13 protein-coding genes are annotated in these 15,389 nt (G+C 42.8%); 11 read left to right on the top strand and 2 right to left on the bottom strand.

Translation table 11 applies throughout. The annotated features are described in order from the left end of the window. Positions 1 to 7: 7 nt before the first annotated feature. Positions 8 to 766: an amino acid ABC transporter ATP-binding protein gene (locus tag EII37_RS05275; RefSeq protein ID WP_001229568.1), complete on the bottom strand. Its 759-nt coding sequence runs from the start codon at positions 764 to 766 to the stop codon at positions 8 to 10. Positions 767 to 942: 176 nt separating this feature from the next. Between EII37_RS05275 and recJ the strand changes: the two genes are divergently transcribed. From recJ to EII37_RS05245, 6 genes are all read left to right on the top strand, one after another. Next, entirely contained in the window at positions 943 to 3,165 is a 2,223-nt protein-coding gene (gene recJ, locus EII37_RS05270) for a single-stranded-DNA-specific exonuclease RecJ (protein ID WP_185695953.1), read from the top strand. 369 nt (positions 3,166 to 3,534) lie between these two features. Next, positions 3,535 to 5,196, top strand: a complete 1,662-nt coding sequence (locus tag EII37_RS05265; protein ID WP_124787824.1) for a ribonuclease J — start codon at positions 3,535 to 3,537, stop codon at positions 5,194 to 5,196. A 65-nt stretch (positions 5,197 to 5,261) separates the two neighbouring features. Further along, the gene (locus EII37_RS05260) at positions 5,262 to 6,041 is read left to right on the top strand and encodes an alpha/beta hydrolase family protein (protein ID WP_124787823.1); all 780 of its coding nucleotides are present in this window, start codon (positions 5,262 to 5,264) and stop codon (positions 6,039 to 6,041) included. 62 nt (positions 6,042 to 6,103) lie between these two features. Continuing rightward, positions 6,104 to 6,805: a M57 family metalloprotease gene (locus tag EII37_RS05255; RefSeq protein WP_124787822.1), complete on the top strand. Its 702-nt coding sequence runs from the start codon at positions 6,104 to 6,106 to the stop codon at positions 6,803 to 6,805. Between the two features lie 38 nt (positions 6,806 to 6,843). Next, complete coding sequence (gene uvrC, locus EII37_RS05250; protein WP_124787821.1) at positions 6,844 to 8,691, top strand: excinuclease ABC subunit UvrC; 1,848 nt, start codon at positions 6,844 to 6,846, stop codon at positions 8,689 to 8,691. Further along, positions 8,681 to 9,514 carry a metallophosphoesterase gene (locus tag EII37_RS05245; protein WP_124787820.1) on the top strand — a complete coding sequence of 278 codons (834 nt, stop codon included), beginning with the start codon at positions 8,681 to 8,683 and terminating at the stop codon, positions 9,512 to 9,514. The genes uvrC and EII37_RS05245 overlap by 11 nt, the downstream gene beginning before the upstream one ends. Positions 9,515 to 9,695: 181 nt before the next feature. On the opposite strand, the gene EII37_RS05240 is transcribed toward EII37_RS05245, so the two are convergent. Continuing rightward, positions 9,696 to 10,496 carry an amino acid ABC transporter substrate-binding protein gene (locus EII37_RS05240; RefSeq protein ID WP_124787819.1) on the bottom strand — a complete coding sequence of 267 codons (801 nt, stop codon included), beginning with the start codon at positions 10,494 to 10,496 and terminating at the stop codon, positions 9,696 to 9,698. A 170-nt stretch (positions 10,497 to 10,666) separates the two neighbouring features. Here EII37_RS05240 and EII37_RS05235 point away from each other — a divergent pair, with 170 nt between their 5' ends. The 5 genes from EII37_RS05235 (at position 10,667) to brnQ (ending at position 15,308) form a co-directional block, all read left to right on the top strand. Continuing rightward, positions 10,667 to 11,272 carry a nitroreductase family protein gene (locus EII37_RS05235; RefSeq protein ID WP_124787818.1) on the top strand — a complete coding sequence of 202 codons (606 nt, stop codon included), beginning with the start codon at positions 10,667 to 10,669 and terminating at the stop codon, positions 11,270 to 11,272. A gap of 12 nt (positions 11,273 to 11,284) precedes the next feature. Continuing rightward, positions 11,285 to 12,685, top strand: a complete 1,401-nt coding sequence (gene pepV, locus EII37_RS05230; protein ID WP_124787817.1) for a dipeptidase PepV — start codon at positions 11,285 to 11,287, stop codon at positions 12,683 to 12,685. A gap of 53 nt (positions 12,686 to 12,738) precedes the next feature. Further along, positions 12,739 to 13,317 (top strand): uracil-DNA glycosylase family protein, encoded by a 579-nt coding sequence (locus EII37_RS05225; RefSeq protein WP_124787816.1) that lies wholly within the window; start codon positions 12,739 to 12,741, stop codon positions 13,315 to 13,317. Between the two features lie 205 nt (positions 13,318 to 13,522). Further along, complete coding sequence (locus EII37_RS05215) at positions 13,523 to 13,810, top strand: rhodanese-like domain-containing protein (RefSeq protein ID WP_124787814.1); 288 nt, start codon at positions 13,523 to 13,525, stop codon at positions 13,808 to 13,810. A 172-nt stretch (positions 13,811 to 13,982) separates the two neighbouring features. Next, on the top strand, positions 13,983 to 15,308 hold the full coding sequence (gene brnQ, locus EII37_RS05210) for a branched-chain amino acid transport system II carrier protein (RefSeq protein ID WP_169435177.1): 1,326 nt from the start codon (positions 13,983 to 13,985) through the stop codon (positions 15,306 to 15,308). Positions 15,309 to 15,389 lie beyond the last annotated feature (81 nt).

Raw genomic sequence — 15,389 nt, 5'->3', positions numbered from 1 at the left:
CGCCTCCTTATTTAACTTTGTCACTTTCGTGGTTGATGATTTTGCTGAGAAATTGTTGGGCACGAGGTTCGCTTGGATTGTCGAAAAAGTCATCAACATCTGTCGTATCCACCAAAACCTCTCCGTCAGCCATAAAGATGATGCGATCCGCAACTTCACGGGCAAAGCCCATTTCATGAGTAACGATAATCATATTCATACCATCGTGGGCCAATTTTTGCATAACTGCTAGAACATCGCCGATAGTTTCAGGGTCTAGGGCAGATGTTGGCTCATCAAAGAGGAGGAGTTCAGGATGCATAGCGAGTCCACGTGCGATGGCAATCCGTTGTTTTTGTCCACCAGATAGCATGGCTGGATAAGAATCTTTCTTGTCCCACATATTTACAAATTCCAGATATTTTTGGGCTGTTTTTTCAGCTTCTTTTTTATCAATTCCTAGAACTTTTATGGGTGCTAGTGTTACGTTTTCTAACACTGTTTTATGCGGATAGAGGTTGAAATGTTGGAAAACCATGCCGACTTCCTTGCGAAGGGGCACCAAATCTTTCTGGCTGGCACCAGCAACTTGGTGACCATTTACTAGAAGACTTCCTTTGTCTACAGCCTCCAAACCATTGATGGTGCGGATAAGAGTGGACTTACCAGAACCAGAAGGACCTAGGAGTACAACAACTTGCCCTTTTTCAAAACGGAGATTGATGTCGCGGAGTGCATGGTAATCTCCGTAATATTTTTCGACGTGTTCAAATTCTACTAAAGCCATAAGGAATCTCCTTTGTGTTAGATTTTATAACATGATTCTACACCAAAAGATTTGTCTTGTCAAATCATATCTGAAAAAATTCACTAAAATTTTATAAAAAAGCAATCTGGATAGAGAAAACGTCTAAATCGTGTTATAATGAAGCGATAGAATTCTTAGAAAGAGTGGATGTCTTTTTGATAACACCTACTTATGAATGGCAGTTTGCCCCGCAAGTAGAAGATGCGGATTTTACAAAGATAGCCAAGAAGGCTGGACTGGGTCCTGAGGTGGCTCGGTTATTATTTGAAAGAGGAATTCAGGACCAAGAAAGTCTGAAGAAGTTTTTAGAGCCTTCCTTAGAGGACTTGCATGACCCTTATCTGCTCCATGATATGGATAAGGCAGTGGAACGGATTCGTCAGGCCATTGAAGAAGGGGAAAATATCCTCGTTTACGGTGATTACGATGCGGATGGTATGACTTCGGCTTCTATTGTTAAGGAAAGTTTGGAACAGCTTGGTGCTGAGTGCCGTGTTTACTTGCCCAATCGTTTTACCGACGGTTATGGACCTAATGCCAGTGTTTACAAATATTTTATCGAGCAAGAAGGAATTTCCTTGATTGTGACGGTGGATAATGGGGTTGCGGGTCACGAGGCTATTGAATTGGCCCAGTCTATGGGAGTAGATGTTATTGTGACTGACCACCATTCTATGCCTGAAACCTTACCAGATGCCTATGCTATTGTCCATCCTGAACATCCGGATGCGGACTATCCTTTCAAATATTTGGCTGGTTGTGGAGTTGCTTTCAAGCTGGCTTGTGCCCTTTTAGAAGAAGTACAAGTGGAATTGCTTGATTTGGTCGCTATTGGTACCATTGCTGATATGGTGAGTTTGACGGATGAAAACCGTATCTTGGTTCAGTATGGTCTGGAGATGTTGGGACATACCCAGCGCATTGGTCTGCAAGAAATGCTGGACATGGCTGGGATTGCTGCCAACGAAGTAACAGAAGAAACGGTTGGTTTCCAGATTGCCCCTCGTTTGAATGCCTTGGGCCGTTTGGATGATCCCAATCCTGCCATTGATTTGCTGACTGGCTTTGATGATGAGGAAGCACATGAGATTGCTCTCATGATTCATCAGAAAAACGAAGAGCGCAAGGAAATCGTCCAGTCTATCTATGAAGAAGCTAAGACCATGATGGACCCTGAGAAGAAGGTCCAAGTCTTGGCTAAGGAAGGCTGGAATCCTGGGGTTCTGGGTATCGTCGCTGGTCGTTTGTTGGAAGAACTAGGGCAGACAGTCATCGTTCTCAATATAGAGGACGGTCGTGCCAAGGGTAGTGCTCGTAGTGTGGAAGCGGTCGATATTTTTGAAGCCCTAGATCCCCATCGCGACCTCTTTATCGCATTTGGCGGTCATGCTGGCGCAGCAGGAATGACGCTGGAAGTTGAGAAACTCTCAGATTTATCTCAGGTTTTGGAAGATTATGTCCGTGAAAAAGGAGCGGATGCTGCTGGCAAGAACAAGTTAAATCTAGATGAAGAACTGTATTTGGAAGCACTTAGCTTGGAAACAGTCAAAAGTTTTGAACGTTTGGCACCTTTTGGCATGGACAACCAGAAACCCGTCTTTTATATCAAGGATTTTCAGGTCGAAAGTGCCCGTACCATGGGGGCAGGCAATGCCCATCTCAAGCTGAAAATTTCTAAGGGTGAGGCTAGTTTTGAAGTGGTGGCCTTCGGTCAAGGTAGATGGGCAACAGAATTTGCTCAAACCAAGAATCTAGAGTTGGCAGTCAAATTGTCTGTCAATCAATGGAATGGCCAAACTGCCCTCCAGTTGATGATGGTGGATGCACGCGTGGAGGGTGTTCAGCTCTTTAACATCCGTGGAAAGAATGCCACCTTGCCAGAGGGAGTTCCAGTCTTGGATTTTGCTGGAGAAGTGCCAGATTTAGTGACTAGTGAAGCGGTTGTTGTGAAAACAATTCCTGAGGATATGACCCTGCTAAAGACCATTTTTCAAAAGCAGAATTTCTCTGCGGTCTATTTCAAAAATGACATTGATAAGGCCTACTATCTGACGGGATATGGGACTAGAGAGCAGTTTGCAAAATTGTACAAGACTATCTACCAGTTCCCAGAGTTTGATATTCGCTACAAGCTGAAGGATTTGGCTACTTATCTTAATATTCAACAAATCTTACTAGTCAAGATGATTCAAGTATTTGAGGAATTAGACTTTGTGATGATTAAAAATGGTGTCATGACAGTGAATAAAGAGGCTGAAAAGCGTGATATAGCTGAGAGTCAGATTTACCAAAATCTCAAACAAACCGTTAAAGACCAAGAAATGATGGCGCTGGGTACCGTGCAAGAAATTTATGACTTTTTAATGGAAAAAGAATAGACATAGGAAAGAGTTGGGCAACCAGCTCTTTTTTGAAAACAAATCTTCATTTTGAAAATCATCAAAAAAATGGTATAATGGTAGGAAAAGATTCGGCTAATACTCAATGAAAATCAAAGGGCAAACTAGGAAGCTAGCTGCAGGTTGCTCAAAACACTGTTTTGAGGTTGTGGATAGAACTGACGAAGTCAGCTCAAAACACTGTTTTGAGGTTGTGGATAGAACTGACGAAGTCAGTAACCATACCTAAGGTAAGGCGAAGCTGACGTGGTTTGAAGAGATTTTCGAAGAGTATAAAAGTAATAGTGCTTTTAGAATAAAAGGGCAAGCAACCCTATAATCAAGATAAACTAAGCTTTTGGAGGAAAAATGAGTAATATCAGTTTAACAACACTTGGTGGCGTGCGTGAAAATGGGAAAAACATGTATATCGCTGAAATCGATGGGTCTATTTTCGTTTTGGATGCAGGTCTAAAATACCCTGAAAATGAACAACTAGGGGTGGACGTAGTCATTCCCAATATGGACTACCTTTTTGAAAATAGTGACCGTATTGCTGGGGTTTTCTTGACCCATGGACATGCGGATGCTATTGGTGCTCTGCCTTATCTCTTGGCTAAAGCCAAGGTACCTGTATTTGGATCTGAGTTGACCATTGAGTTGGCAAAACTCTTCGTCAAAGGAAATGACGCAGTTAAGAAATTCAATGATTTCCATGTCATTGATGAGGATACGGAGATTGATTTTGGAGGGACTGTGGTGTCCTTCTTCCCTACGACTTACTCCGTTCCAGAGAGCCTGGGAATTGTCTTGAAAACATCGGAAGGAAGCATCGTTTATACAGGTGACTTCAAATTTGACCAAACGGCTAGTGAATCTTATGCAACTGATTTTGCTCGTTTGGCAGAGATTGGTCGTGACGGCGTCCTAGCTCTCCTCAGTGATTCGGCCAATGCGGACAGCAATATTCAGGTGGCTAGTGAAAGTGAAGTTAGGGATGAAATTACCCAAACTATTGCTGACTGGGAAGGTCGTATCATCGTTGCAGCTGTTTCCAGTAACCTTTCTCGTATTCAGCAGATTTTTGACGCTGCGGATAAAACAGGTCGACGTATCGTTTTGACAGGATTTGATATTGAAAATATCGTCCGCACAGCGATTCGTCTCAAGAAGTTATCTTTAGCCAACGAAATTCTCTTGATTAAGCCTAAAGATATGTCTCGCTTTGAAGACCATGAGTTGATTATTCTTGAGACAGGCCGTATGGGTGAACCTATCAATGGACTTCGTAAGATGTCGATTGGTCGCCATCGTTATGTAGAAATCAAGGATGGGGACCTGGTCTATATTGCTACGGCTCCGTCTATTGCTAAAGAAGCCTTCGTTGCGCGTGTGGAAAATATGATTTATCAGGCAGGTGGGGTTGTCAAATTGATTACCCAAAGTTTACATGTATCAGGGCACGGAAATGCGCGTGATTTGCAGTTGATGATTAACCTCTTGCAACCCAAGTATCTCTTCCCAATTCAAGGGGAATACCGTGAGTTGGATGCCCATGCTAAGGCTGCTATGGCAGTTGGGATGTTGCCAGAACGCATTTTCATCCCTAAAAAGGGAACCAGCATGGCTTATGAGAATGGAGACTTTGTCCCAGCTGGAGCGGTTCCGGCAGGGGATGTCTTGATTGACGGAAATGCCATCGGTGATGTTGGTAATGTGGTTCTTCGTGACCGTAAGGTCTTGTCAGAAGATGGAATTTTCATCGTCGCAATCACCGTTAACCGTCGTGAGAAGAAAATTGTGGCCAAGGCTCGTGTTCATACGCGTGGATTTGTTTACCTCAAGAAGAGTCGTGATATTCTCCGTGAAAGTTCAGAATTGATTAACCAAACGGTAGAAGACTATCTTCAAGGAGATGACTTTGACTGGGCAGATCTTAAAGGGAAGGTTCGTGATAATTTGACCAAGTATCTCTTTGACCAAACCAAGCGTCGTCCAGCTATTTTACCAGTAGTCATGGAAGCGAAATAATCATTGAAATAAACAGAGAGAAAGTCGAGTTTCGGCTTTTTCTTATAGAAAAATAGAGGAAAAATATGGCAGTAATGAAAATCGAGTATTACTCACAAGTTTTGGATATGGAGTGGGGAGTGAATGTCCTCTATCCTGATGCTAATCGAGTGGAAGAACCAGAGTGTAAAGATATTCCCGTCTTGTACCTTTTGCATGGGATGTCTGGCAACCATAATAGCTGGCTCAAGCGGACCAACGTAGAACGCTTGCTTCGAGGAACCAATCTCATCGTTGTTATGCCCAATACCAGCAACGGTTGGTATACCGATACCCAGTATGGTTTTGACTATTACACAGCTCTAGCAGAGGAATTGCCACAGGTTTTGAAACGCTTCTTCCCTAATATGACTAGCAAGCGTGAAAAGACCTTTATCGCTGGTCTCTCTATGGGAGGTTACGGCTGTTTCAAATTGGCTCTTGCTACAAATCGTTTTTCTCATGCAGCTAGTTTTTCAGGTGCTCTCAGCTTTCAAGATTTTTCTCCTGAAAGCCAAAATCTGGGGACACCAGCTTACTGGAGAGGTGTTTTTGGGGAGATTAAAGATTGGACAGCTAGCCCCTATTCTCTTGAAAGTCTGGCTAAAAAATCGGATAAAAAGACCAAGCTTTGGGCTTGGTGTGGCGAGCAGGATTTCTTGTACGAAGCTAATAATCTCGCAGTGAAAAATCTCAAAAAACTAGGTTTTGATGTGACCTATAGCCATAGTGCTGGAACTCACGAGTGGTATTATTGGGAAAAACAATTGGAACGGTTCTTAGCAACTCTGCCAATCGATTTCAAATTAGAAGAGAGATTGTCATAATTTAGCTTTCTTTCAGCTTGTTTTAGTAAAATAGACTTTATTTGCTAGAAAGGTGGAGGGAAATGCGCTGGATTTTTCGTTTGATAGGGGCTTTCTTTTCTTTTGTGTGGCGTTTGTTTTGGCGTCTAGTTTGGATAGCTTTTCTTTTGTGTGCTTTTGCTTTTGGACTTCTCTGGTATCTGAACGGTGATTTTCAAGGAGCGCTAAAGCAAGCAGAACGGTCAGTCAAGATTGGTCAACAAAGTATCGACCAATGGGGAAAAACAGGGCAACTGCCTAAGTTAAATCAGACAGATAGCCATCAACACTCTGAAGGAAGGTGGCCACAGGCTTCAGCTCGTATTTACCTAGATACGCAGATGGATTCACGCTTTCAAGAAGCTTATGTAGAAGCGATTCAGAATTGGAATCAAACGGGTGCTTTTAACTTTGAAATCGTGACTGAGACTAGTAAGGCGGATATCCTGGCTACGGAGATGAATGACGGAGGTACTCCTGTGGCAGGAGAGGCAGAAAGTCAGACCAATCTTTTAACGGGGCAATTCTTGTCTGTCACGGTACGGTTGAATCACTATTATCTGTCCAATCCTGGCTATGGCTATTCCTATGAGCGCATTGTCCATACGGCAGAACATGAGTTGGGGCATGCGATTGGCTTGGACCATACAGATGAAAAGTCTGTCATGCAACCAGCAGGTTCCTTTTATGGTATCCAGAAAGAGGATGTTGAAAGACTTCGAAAATTATATGAGACCAATGAGTAGGGGACTATCTTTCCCTACTTTTTTGCTATAATGGAACTATGAATAACTTGATTAAATCAAAACTAGAGCTCTTGCCAACCAGCCCTGGTTGCTACATTCACAAGGATAAAAACGGCACCATTATCTATGTAGGAAAGGCTAAAAATCTGCGTAACCGCGTGAGATCTTATTTCCGTGGAAGTCATGATACTAAGACAGAGGCTCTGGTATCTGAAATTGTGGATTTTGAATTTATCGTTACGGAGTCCAATATTGAGGCACTTCTCCTAGAAATCAACCTGATCAAGGAAAACAAGCCCAAGTACAATATCATGCTCAAGGATGATAAGTCTTATCCTTTCATCAAAATTACCAATGAACGCTATCCTCGTTTGATTATCACCCGTCAGGTCAAAAAAGACGGAGGTCTTTATTTCGGTCCCTATCCAGATGTGGGCGCAGCCAATGAAATCAAGCGGTTGCTGGATCGGATTTTCCCTTTTCGTAAGTGTACGAATCCACCGTCTAAGGTCTGTTTTTACTACCATATCGGTCAATGTATGGCCCACACTATCTGTAAGAAGGATGAGGACTATTTCAAGTCCATGGCTCAGGAGGTTTCTGATTTTCTGAAAGGCCAAGATGACAAAATCATTGATGACCTAAAGGGCAAGATGGTGGCGGCAGCTCAGACTATGGAGTTTGAACGTGCGGCGGAATACCGTGACCTGATTCAGGCTATTGGAACACTTCGAACCAAGCAACGGGTCATGGCCAAGGATCTCCAAAATCGGGATGTCTTTGGCTACCATGTGGACAAGGGCTGGATGTGTGTGCAGGTTTTCTTTGTCCGTCAGGGCAAGCTTATTGAGCGCGATGTCAATCTTTTCCCCTATTACAATGATCCGGATGAGGATTTTCTAACCTATGTGGGACAATTCTATCAAGAAAAATCCCACCTAGTACCCAATGAGGTATTGATTCCGCAGGATATTGACGAAGAAGCCGTCAAGGCTTTGGTAGACACCAAGATTCTTAAGCCTCAGCGTGGAGAGAAAAAGCAACTGGTCAATTTGGCTATAAAGAATGCTCGAGTCAGTCTAGAGCAGAAGTTCAATCTGTTAGAAAAATCTGTCGAAAAGACACAAGGAGCTATTGAAAATCTAGGACGCTTGCTCCAAATACCGACCCCAGTCCGCATCGAATCCTTCGATAACTCTAATATCATGGGAACCAGTCCTGTTTCAGCCATGGTTGTCTTTGTCAACGGAAAACCTAGTAAGAAGGATTACCGTAAGTATAAAATCAAGACCGTAGTCGGACCAGACGACTATGCCAGTATGCGAGAGGTCATTCGCAGACGCTATGGTCGAGTACAGCGTGACGGTTTGACTCCTCCAGATTTGATTGTGATTGATGGGGGACAAGGTCAAGTCAATATCGCCAAGCAGGTCATTCAAGAAGAACTGAGTCTGGATATTCCCATTGCAGGTTTGCAAAAAAATGACAAGCACCAAACCCATGAATTGCTCTTTGGAGATCCGCTTGAGGTGGTGGAGTTATCTCGAAATTCTCAGGAATTTTTTCTCCTCCAACGCATTCAAGATGAGGTGCACCGCTTTGCTATCACTTTCCATCGCCAACTGCGCTCCAAAAATTCCTTTTCATCACAACTGGATGGAATTGACGGTCTGGGACCTAAACGCAAGCAGAATCTCATGAAGCATTTCAAGTCTCTGACCAAAATCAAGGAAGCCAGTGTGGATGAGATTGTCGAAGTTGGAGTACCAAGAGTAGTAGCAGAAGCTGTGCAGAGGAAGTTGAACCCGCAGGAGGCAATGGAATTAGCTCAAGTAGCGGAAGAAAGAGTAGATTATCAAACAGAAGGAGAACACAATGAACCATAAAATCGCAATTTTATCAGATATTCATGGCAATGCGACGGCGCTAGAAGCAGTGATTGCAGATGCTAAAAATCAAGGAGTCAGTGAATACTGGCTTCTGGGAGATATTTTTCTTCCTGGTCCAGGTGCAAATGACTTGGTAGCCCTGCTAAAGGACCTTCCTATCACAGCCAGTGTTCGAGGAAATTGGGATGATTGTGTCCTTGAGGCCTTGGATGGTGAATGCGGTTTGGAAGATCCACAAGAAATCCAATCAATGCGAATGACCCAGTTTTTGATGGAGCGAATGGATCCTGCAACGATTGTATGGCTACGAAACTTGCCTTTGCTGGAAAAGAAAGAAGTTGATGGGCTGCGCTTTTCTATCTCTCATAATTTACCTGACAAAAACTATGGTGGGGACCTACTGGTTGGGAATGATACAGATAAATTTGATCAACTACTAGATGAGGAAACCGACGTGGCAATCTATGGTCATGTCCACAAGCAGTTGCTTCGCTACGGCAGTCAAGGGCAACAAGTCATCAATCCAGGGTCGATTGGCATGCCCTATTTTAATTGGGAGGCGTTAAAAAATCACCGTGCCCAGTATGCCGTGATAGAAGTTGAAGATGGGGAATTGGTAAATATCCTATTTCGTAAAGTCGCTTATGACTACGAAGCGGAGTTGGAATTGGCCAAGTCCAAGGGGCTTCCCTTTATCGAAATGTATGAAGAACTACGTCGTGAAGATAACTATCAGGGGCACAATCTGGAACTATTAGCAAGCTTAATAGAAAAGCATGGGTATGTAGAAGATGTGAAGAATTTTTTTGATTTTTTGTAAGAGTTTCCTAAAATAACCAATGCAAACTAAAAAAGCGATTGGCTGGTCCAATCGCTTTTAGTATATCTTATACTCAATGAAAATCAAAGAGCAAACTAGGAAGCTAGCCGTAGGTTGCTCAAAGCACAGCTTTGAGATTGCAGATAAAGCTGACGTGGTTTGAAGAGATTTTCGAAGAGTATTATTGTAATTGAGATTGATCTGGAAGGTAAGAACCACCTAGATAAGTATTGCTGAGTTTTTCAAGGGTTCCATCTTGGTAGAGTTCTTTGAGCGCTTTATCAAATTTCTCTTTAAACTCTTTTTGGTCGCTTGAGAAAACGATATAGTTGTTGGGGCTATCGGCAGAAGGTAAATCAACGACTGAGAGATCTAAGCCACGGTCCTTGATAATCTTTTGAACGGATACCTTGTCAAAAACTAGGAAATCAAATTCACCGTTAGAGAGGTCTAAGATTCGTTTACCGATATCCTCTCCAGAAAAATCGATAGTAGCAGGATTGTCAGTGTGTTTTTGATTCCAGTTATTGATGAATTGAGCGTTTGAAGTTCCAGTATCCTCCTGTGTTGTTTTGCCAGCGATTTGGTCAAGTGAAGTCAGAGGATTTTTCTTGTTGCTGACAAGGACGAGGGGATTGTTCGAAATTGGGAGTGAGTAAAGGTATTTTTCAGCACGCTCTTTTGTGTAACTCAAGTTATTGGCTGCGGCTTGATAGTGACCAGAATCAAGTCCTGGGAAGATACTCTCCCAGGCAGTTCTTTGGAATTGAATCTCGTAGTCGCTGAGTTTTTCATCCACTGCTTTTAGAACTTCGATATCGAAGCCTGTCAGATTGCCCTTGTCTTCGTAGTCAAATGGCGGCACATCACCAGCTGTAGCAACGACGATTGTCTTTTGGGAGTTAGTCTCTTTAGGTGTAGCTTGATTTCCACAGGCAACTAAAAGTGGGAGGATGGCTAGTAATAGGCTAAATTTTTTCATAATGTCTCCATTCAAATGTAAGTTATCTACTAGTTTATCAGAAACTTTCCCGATGAACCAATATATATTTTTTATGGCTGTGATAAAAAAACTTAATCATGAAAAATTCCTGCAAGCTCTTTCAAAATATGGTAAAATGGAAGCAGTAGAATTAGAAAAGGAAATCGATTATGAAATTTCTTGAATTAAATAAAAAACGTCATGCGACCAAGCATTTCACTGATAAGCCAGTTGATCCCAAAGATGTGCGTACGGCTATCGAAATTGCAACCTTGGCGCCAAGCGCCCACAACAGCCAGCCTTGGAAATTTGTGGTCGTTCGTGAGAAAAATGCTGAATTGGCAAAGTTGGCATACGGTTCAAACTTTGAACAGGTATCATCAGCGCCTGTAACCATTGCCTTGTTTACAGATACGGACCTTGCCAAACGCGCTCGCAAGATCGCCCGTGTTGGTGGGGCAAAGAATTTCTCAGAAGAGCAACTACAATACTTCATGAAAAATTTGCCTGCTGAATTTGCACGTTACAATGAACAACAGGTCAGCGACTACCTAGCCCTCAATGCAGGTTTGGTTGCCATGAACTTGATTCTCGCTCTTACAGACCAAGGAATTGGCTCAAATCTTATCCTTGGTTTTGACAAATCAAAAGTCAACGAAGTTTTGGACATCGAAGACCGCTTCCGCCCAGAACTCTTGATTACAGTAGGTTATACGGACGAGAAATTAGAACCAAGCTACCGCTTGCCAGTAGATGAAATCATCGAGAAAAGATAGAAGGAAGATAATATGACAGCAATTGATTTTACAGCAGAAGTAGAAAAACGCAAAGAAGACCTTTTGGCTGACTTGTTTAGCCTTTTGGAAATCAACTCAGAACGTGATGATAGCAAGGTTGATGCCCAGCATCCATTTGGACCTGGTCCAGTAAAAGCCTTGGAGAAATTCCTTGAAATCGCAGACCGTGATGGCTATCCAACTAAGAATGTCGATAACTATGCAGGACATTTTGAGTTTGGTGATGGAGAAGAAGTTCTCGGAATCTTTGCCCACATGGATGTGGTGCCAGCTGGTAGCGGTTGGGACACAGATCCTTACACGCCAACTATCAAAGACGGTCGCCTTTATGCGCGTGGAGCTTCGGATGACAAGGGACCTACAACAGCTTGCTACTATGGTTTGAAAATCATCAAAGAATTGGGCCTTCCAACTTCTAAGAAGGTTCGTTTCATTGTCGGAACAGACGAAGAATCAGGCTGGGCAGACATGGACTACTACTTCGAGCACGTAGAACTTGCGAAACCAGATTTTGGTTTCTCCCCAGATGCTGAGTTCCCTATCATCAACGGTGAAAAAGGAAACATCACAGAATATCTTCATTTTGCAGGTAAAAATACAGGCGCGGCCCGTCTTCACAGCTTCACAGGTGGTTTGCGTGAAAACATGGTACCAGAATCAGCAACAGCAGTTATTTCAGGTGATTTGGCTGACTTGCAAGCTAAACTAGACGCCTTTGTTGCAGAACACAAACTTAGAGGAGAACTCCAAGAAGAAAACGGCCAATACAAGGTGACCATCATTGGTAAATCAGCCCACGGTGCTATGCCTGCTTCTGGTGTCAATGGTGCGACTTACCTAGCCCTCTTCCTTAGCCAGTTTGACTTTGCTGGTCCAGCCAAAGACTACCTTGACATCGCTGGTAAAATTCTCTTGAACGACCATGAGGGTGAAAATCTCAAGATTGCTCATGTGGATGAAAAGATGGGTGCTCTTTCTATGAATGCGGGTGTCTTCCGCTTCGATGAAACAAGCGCTGATAATACCATTGCCCTTAACATCCGCTATCCAAAAGGAACCAACCCAGAGCAAATCAAGTCAATTCTTGAAAACTTGCCAGTTGCTTCTGTTAGCCTTTCTGAACACGGTCATACCCCTCACTATGTGCCAATGGAAGATCCACTTGTGCAAACCTTGTTGAATGTTTATGAAAAACAAACTGGCCTTAAAGGTCATGAGCAAGTCATCGGTGGTGGAACCTTTGGTCGCTTGCTAGAACGAGGTGTTGCCTATGGTGCCATGTTCCCAGACTCAATTGACACCATGCACCAAGCTAATGAATTTATCGCCTTGGACGATCTCTTCCGAGCAGCAGCAATTTATGCCGAAGCTATTTATGAATTGATCAAATAAAACGATAGAAGTCTGAGATCTTATGCTTAGACTTCTTTTTGGAGGGAAAGTAGATGTCTCAAATTGAAAGAATCAAGCAGGCTATTATGGCGGATCCACAAAATGTCGACTATACAAAGCGTGGCATCGAGCCTCTCTTTGCAGCGCCAAAGACTGCTCGCATCAATATCATCGGTCAGGCACCTGGTCTTAAAACCCAAGAAGCAGGCCTTTACTGGAAGGACAAAAGTGGTGATCGTTTGCGGGACTGGCTAGGTGTGGATGAAGATACCTTTTACAACTCAGGTTATTTTGCTGTTCTGCCTATGGATTTTTACTTTCCAGGGCATGGAAAGTCAGGTGATCTGCCACCGAGAACTGGCTTTGCTGAAAAATGGCATCCGCAGCTCTTGCAAGAATTACAAGATATTCAGTTGACCCTCTTGATTGGCCAATATGCCCAAGCCTACTATTTACAGGAGAAAGTCAGTGGCAAGGTAACAGAACGGGTAAAACATTACCAGAACTACTTGCCAGACTATTTTCCACTAGTTCACCCTTCACCACGAAATCAAATCTGGATGGCCAAAAATCCTTGGTTTGAGTCAGAAGTGGTGCCAGATTTGAAAAAAAGAATTAAAACCATTTTATAGTCAATGAAAATCAAAGAGCAAACTAGGAAGCTAGCCGCAGGCTGCTCAAAGTACAGCTTTGAGGTTGCAGATAAAACTGACGAAGTCAGCTCAAAACACTGTTTTGAGGTTGTGGATAAAACTGACGAAGTCAGTAACCATATCTACGGTAAGGCGACGCTGACGTGGTTTGAAGAGATTTTCGAAGAGTATTAGGAGAAAAAGAATGAAAGAAATAACCTTTGACGCATTTTACCAGCTTTATCAAAACGACCAACTTTCTCTAGTGGACGTGAGAGAAGTGGATGAATTTGAAACTCTTCATTTAGAAGGTGCCCACAACCTACCGCTTAGTCAATTGGCTGATAGCTATGATCAGTTGGACAAGGATCAGTTGCATTATGTCATTTGTAAAGCTGGAATGAGATCAGCGCGTGCTTGCCAATTCCTATCAGAACAAGGTTATAATGTTATCAATGTACAAGGTGGTATGACTGCCTTTGAAGAACTCTAAACGTAAGCATTTTCTCCTACTTGGTGTAGACTGGGTAGGAGAGTTTTATTTTTAGATAATTCATACTTTTTAGAATTTTAAAAACATTTAACATTTTGCTTCGTGTTGCTTTTTTCAGACTCCCAATCGTGGTATACTAGGTCAGTATTTTATAAATATGAAGGAGATTTTCATGGCTAAAAAAGGTGCCCTAACAGGTTTGCTCCTGTTTGGAATATTTTTTGGTGCGGGAAACTTGATTTTTCCGCCTTCTCTAGGTGCTCTATCTGGAGAACATTTTCTTCCTGCCATCGCAGGTTTTGTCTTTTCAGGCGTCGGTATCGCCGTCTTGACCCTTATTATTGGAACGCTAAATCCTAAAGGATATATTCACGAGATTTCAACAAAGATAGCACCTTGGTTTGCGACTCTGTACCTCGTAGTTCTCTATTTGTCAATTGGTCCATTCTTTGCTATCCCACGTACTGCTACAACGGCTTACGAAGTAGGGATTAGCCCCCTTCTGTCGGATGCAAATAAAGGTCTAGGTTTGATTGTCTTTACCCTTCTTTACTTTGCCGCAGCGTATCTAATCTCGCTCAATCCATCTAAAATCTTAGACCGTATCGGTCGTATTTTAACACCAGTCTTTGCGATTTTGATTGTTATCTTGGTTGTTCTAGGAGCTATCAAATACGGTGGAACAAGCCCTCAAGCTGCGTCAGCTGCTTATCAAGCTTCTGCCTTTGGTACAGGTTTCCTCGAAGGTTACAATACCTTGGATGCCCTTGCTTCTGTTGCCTTTAGTGTAATTGCAGTTCAAACCTTGAAGCAACTTGGATTTTCAAGTAAGAAAGAATACATTTCAACTATTTGGGTTGTTGGTATCGTTGTTGCCCTTGCCTTCAGCGCCCTTTATATCGGTTTAGGTTTCCTTGGAAATCATTTCCCAGTACCAGCTGAAGCGATGAAGGGTGGAACACCAGGTGTTTACATCTTGTCACAAGCAACTCAAGAAATCTTTGGCTCAACAGCCCAACTCTTCCTTGCAGCTATGGTTACCGTAACCTGCTTCACAACAACAGTTGGTCTGATTGTGTCAACAGCTGAGTTCTTTAACGGCCGCTTCCCACAAATCAGCTACAAGGCTTATGCAACAGTCTTTACCTTGATTGGATTCGCTATTGCAAATCTTGGTTTGAGTGCAATTATCAAGTACTCCATTCCAGTATTGGTTATCTTGTACCCAATCACGATTGCCATTGTTATGATTGTCATTGTTAACAAATTTGTGGCTCTTTCAAAACCAGGTATGCAGTTAACAATTGCTGTGGTTACAGCTATTGCCATTGCAAGCGTACTAGGAAGCTCATTTAAGGTTGAGTTTCTTGCAAATCTTGTCAATGCTCTTCCTTTTGCTAAGGCATCTCTTCCATGGTTGGTGCCAGCCATCGTTGGAATCTTGCTCTCATTGGTTCTACCAAACAAGCAAGAAAGTGATGTTTTTGAAATGGAATAATCACTAATACTCTTCAAAAATCAAATTCAAACCGCGTCAACATCGCCTTGTCGTACTCAAGTACAGCCCGCGGCTAGTTTC

This window comes from Streptococcus sp. OH4692_COT-348 (assembly GCF_003859975.1).
Lineage (GTDB): Bacteria > Bacillota > Bacilli > Lactobacillales > Streptococcaceae > Streptococcus.
Note: the sequence above shows the minus strand (reverse complement) of the source record. Positions and strands in the feature narration are given on the sequence as shown.

Coding starts and splice junctions, on each gene's coding strand:
- EII37_RS05275 (WP_001229568.1), bottom strand. CDS start 766: ATGGCTTTAGTAGAATTTGAACACGTCGAAAAATATTACGGAGATTAC.
- EII37_RS05265 (WP_124787824.1), top strand. CDS start 3,535: ATGAGTAATATCAGTTTAACAACACTTGGTGGCGTGCGTGAAAATGGG.
- EII37_RS05260 (WP_124787823.1), top strand. CDS start 5,262: ATGGCAGTAATGAAAATCGAGTATTACTCACAAGTTTTGGATATGGAG.
- EII37_RS05255 (WP_124787822.1), top strand. CDS start 6,104: ATGCGCTGGATTTTTCGTTTGATAGGGGCTTTCTTTTCTTTTGTGTGG.
- uvrC (WP_124787821.1), top strand. CDS start 6,844: ATGAATAACTTGATTAAATCAAAACTAGAGCTCTTGCCAACCAGCCCT.
- EII37_RS05245 (WP_124787820.1), top strand. CDS start 8,681: ATGAACCATAAAATCGCAATTTTATCAGATATTCATGGCAATGCGACG.
- EII37_RS05240 (WP_124787819.1), bottom strand. CDS start 10,496: ATGAAAAAATTTAGCCTATTACTAGCCATCCTCCCACTTTTAGTTGCC.
- EII37_RS05235 (WP_124787818.1), top strand. CDS start 10,667: ATGAAATTTCTTGAATTAAATAAAAAACGTCATGCGACCAAGCATTTC.
- pepV (WP_124787817.1), top strand. CDS start 11,285: ATGACAGCAATTGATTTTACAGCAGAAGTAGAAAAACGCAAAGAAGAC.
- EII37_RS05225 (WP_124787816.1), top strand. CDS start 12,739: ATGTCTCAAATTGAAAGAATCAAGCAGGCTATTATGGCGGATCCACAA.
- EII37_RS05215 (WP_124787814.1), top strand. CDS start 13,523: ATGAAAGAAATAACCTTTGACGCATTTTACCAGCTTTATCAAAACGAC.
- brnQ (WP_169435177.1), top strand. CDS start 13,983: ATGGCTAAAAAAGGTGCCCTAACAGGTTTGCTCCTGTTTGGAATATTT.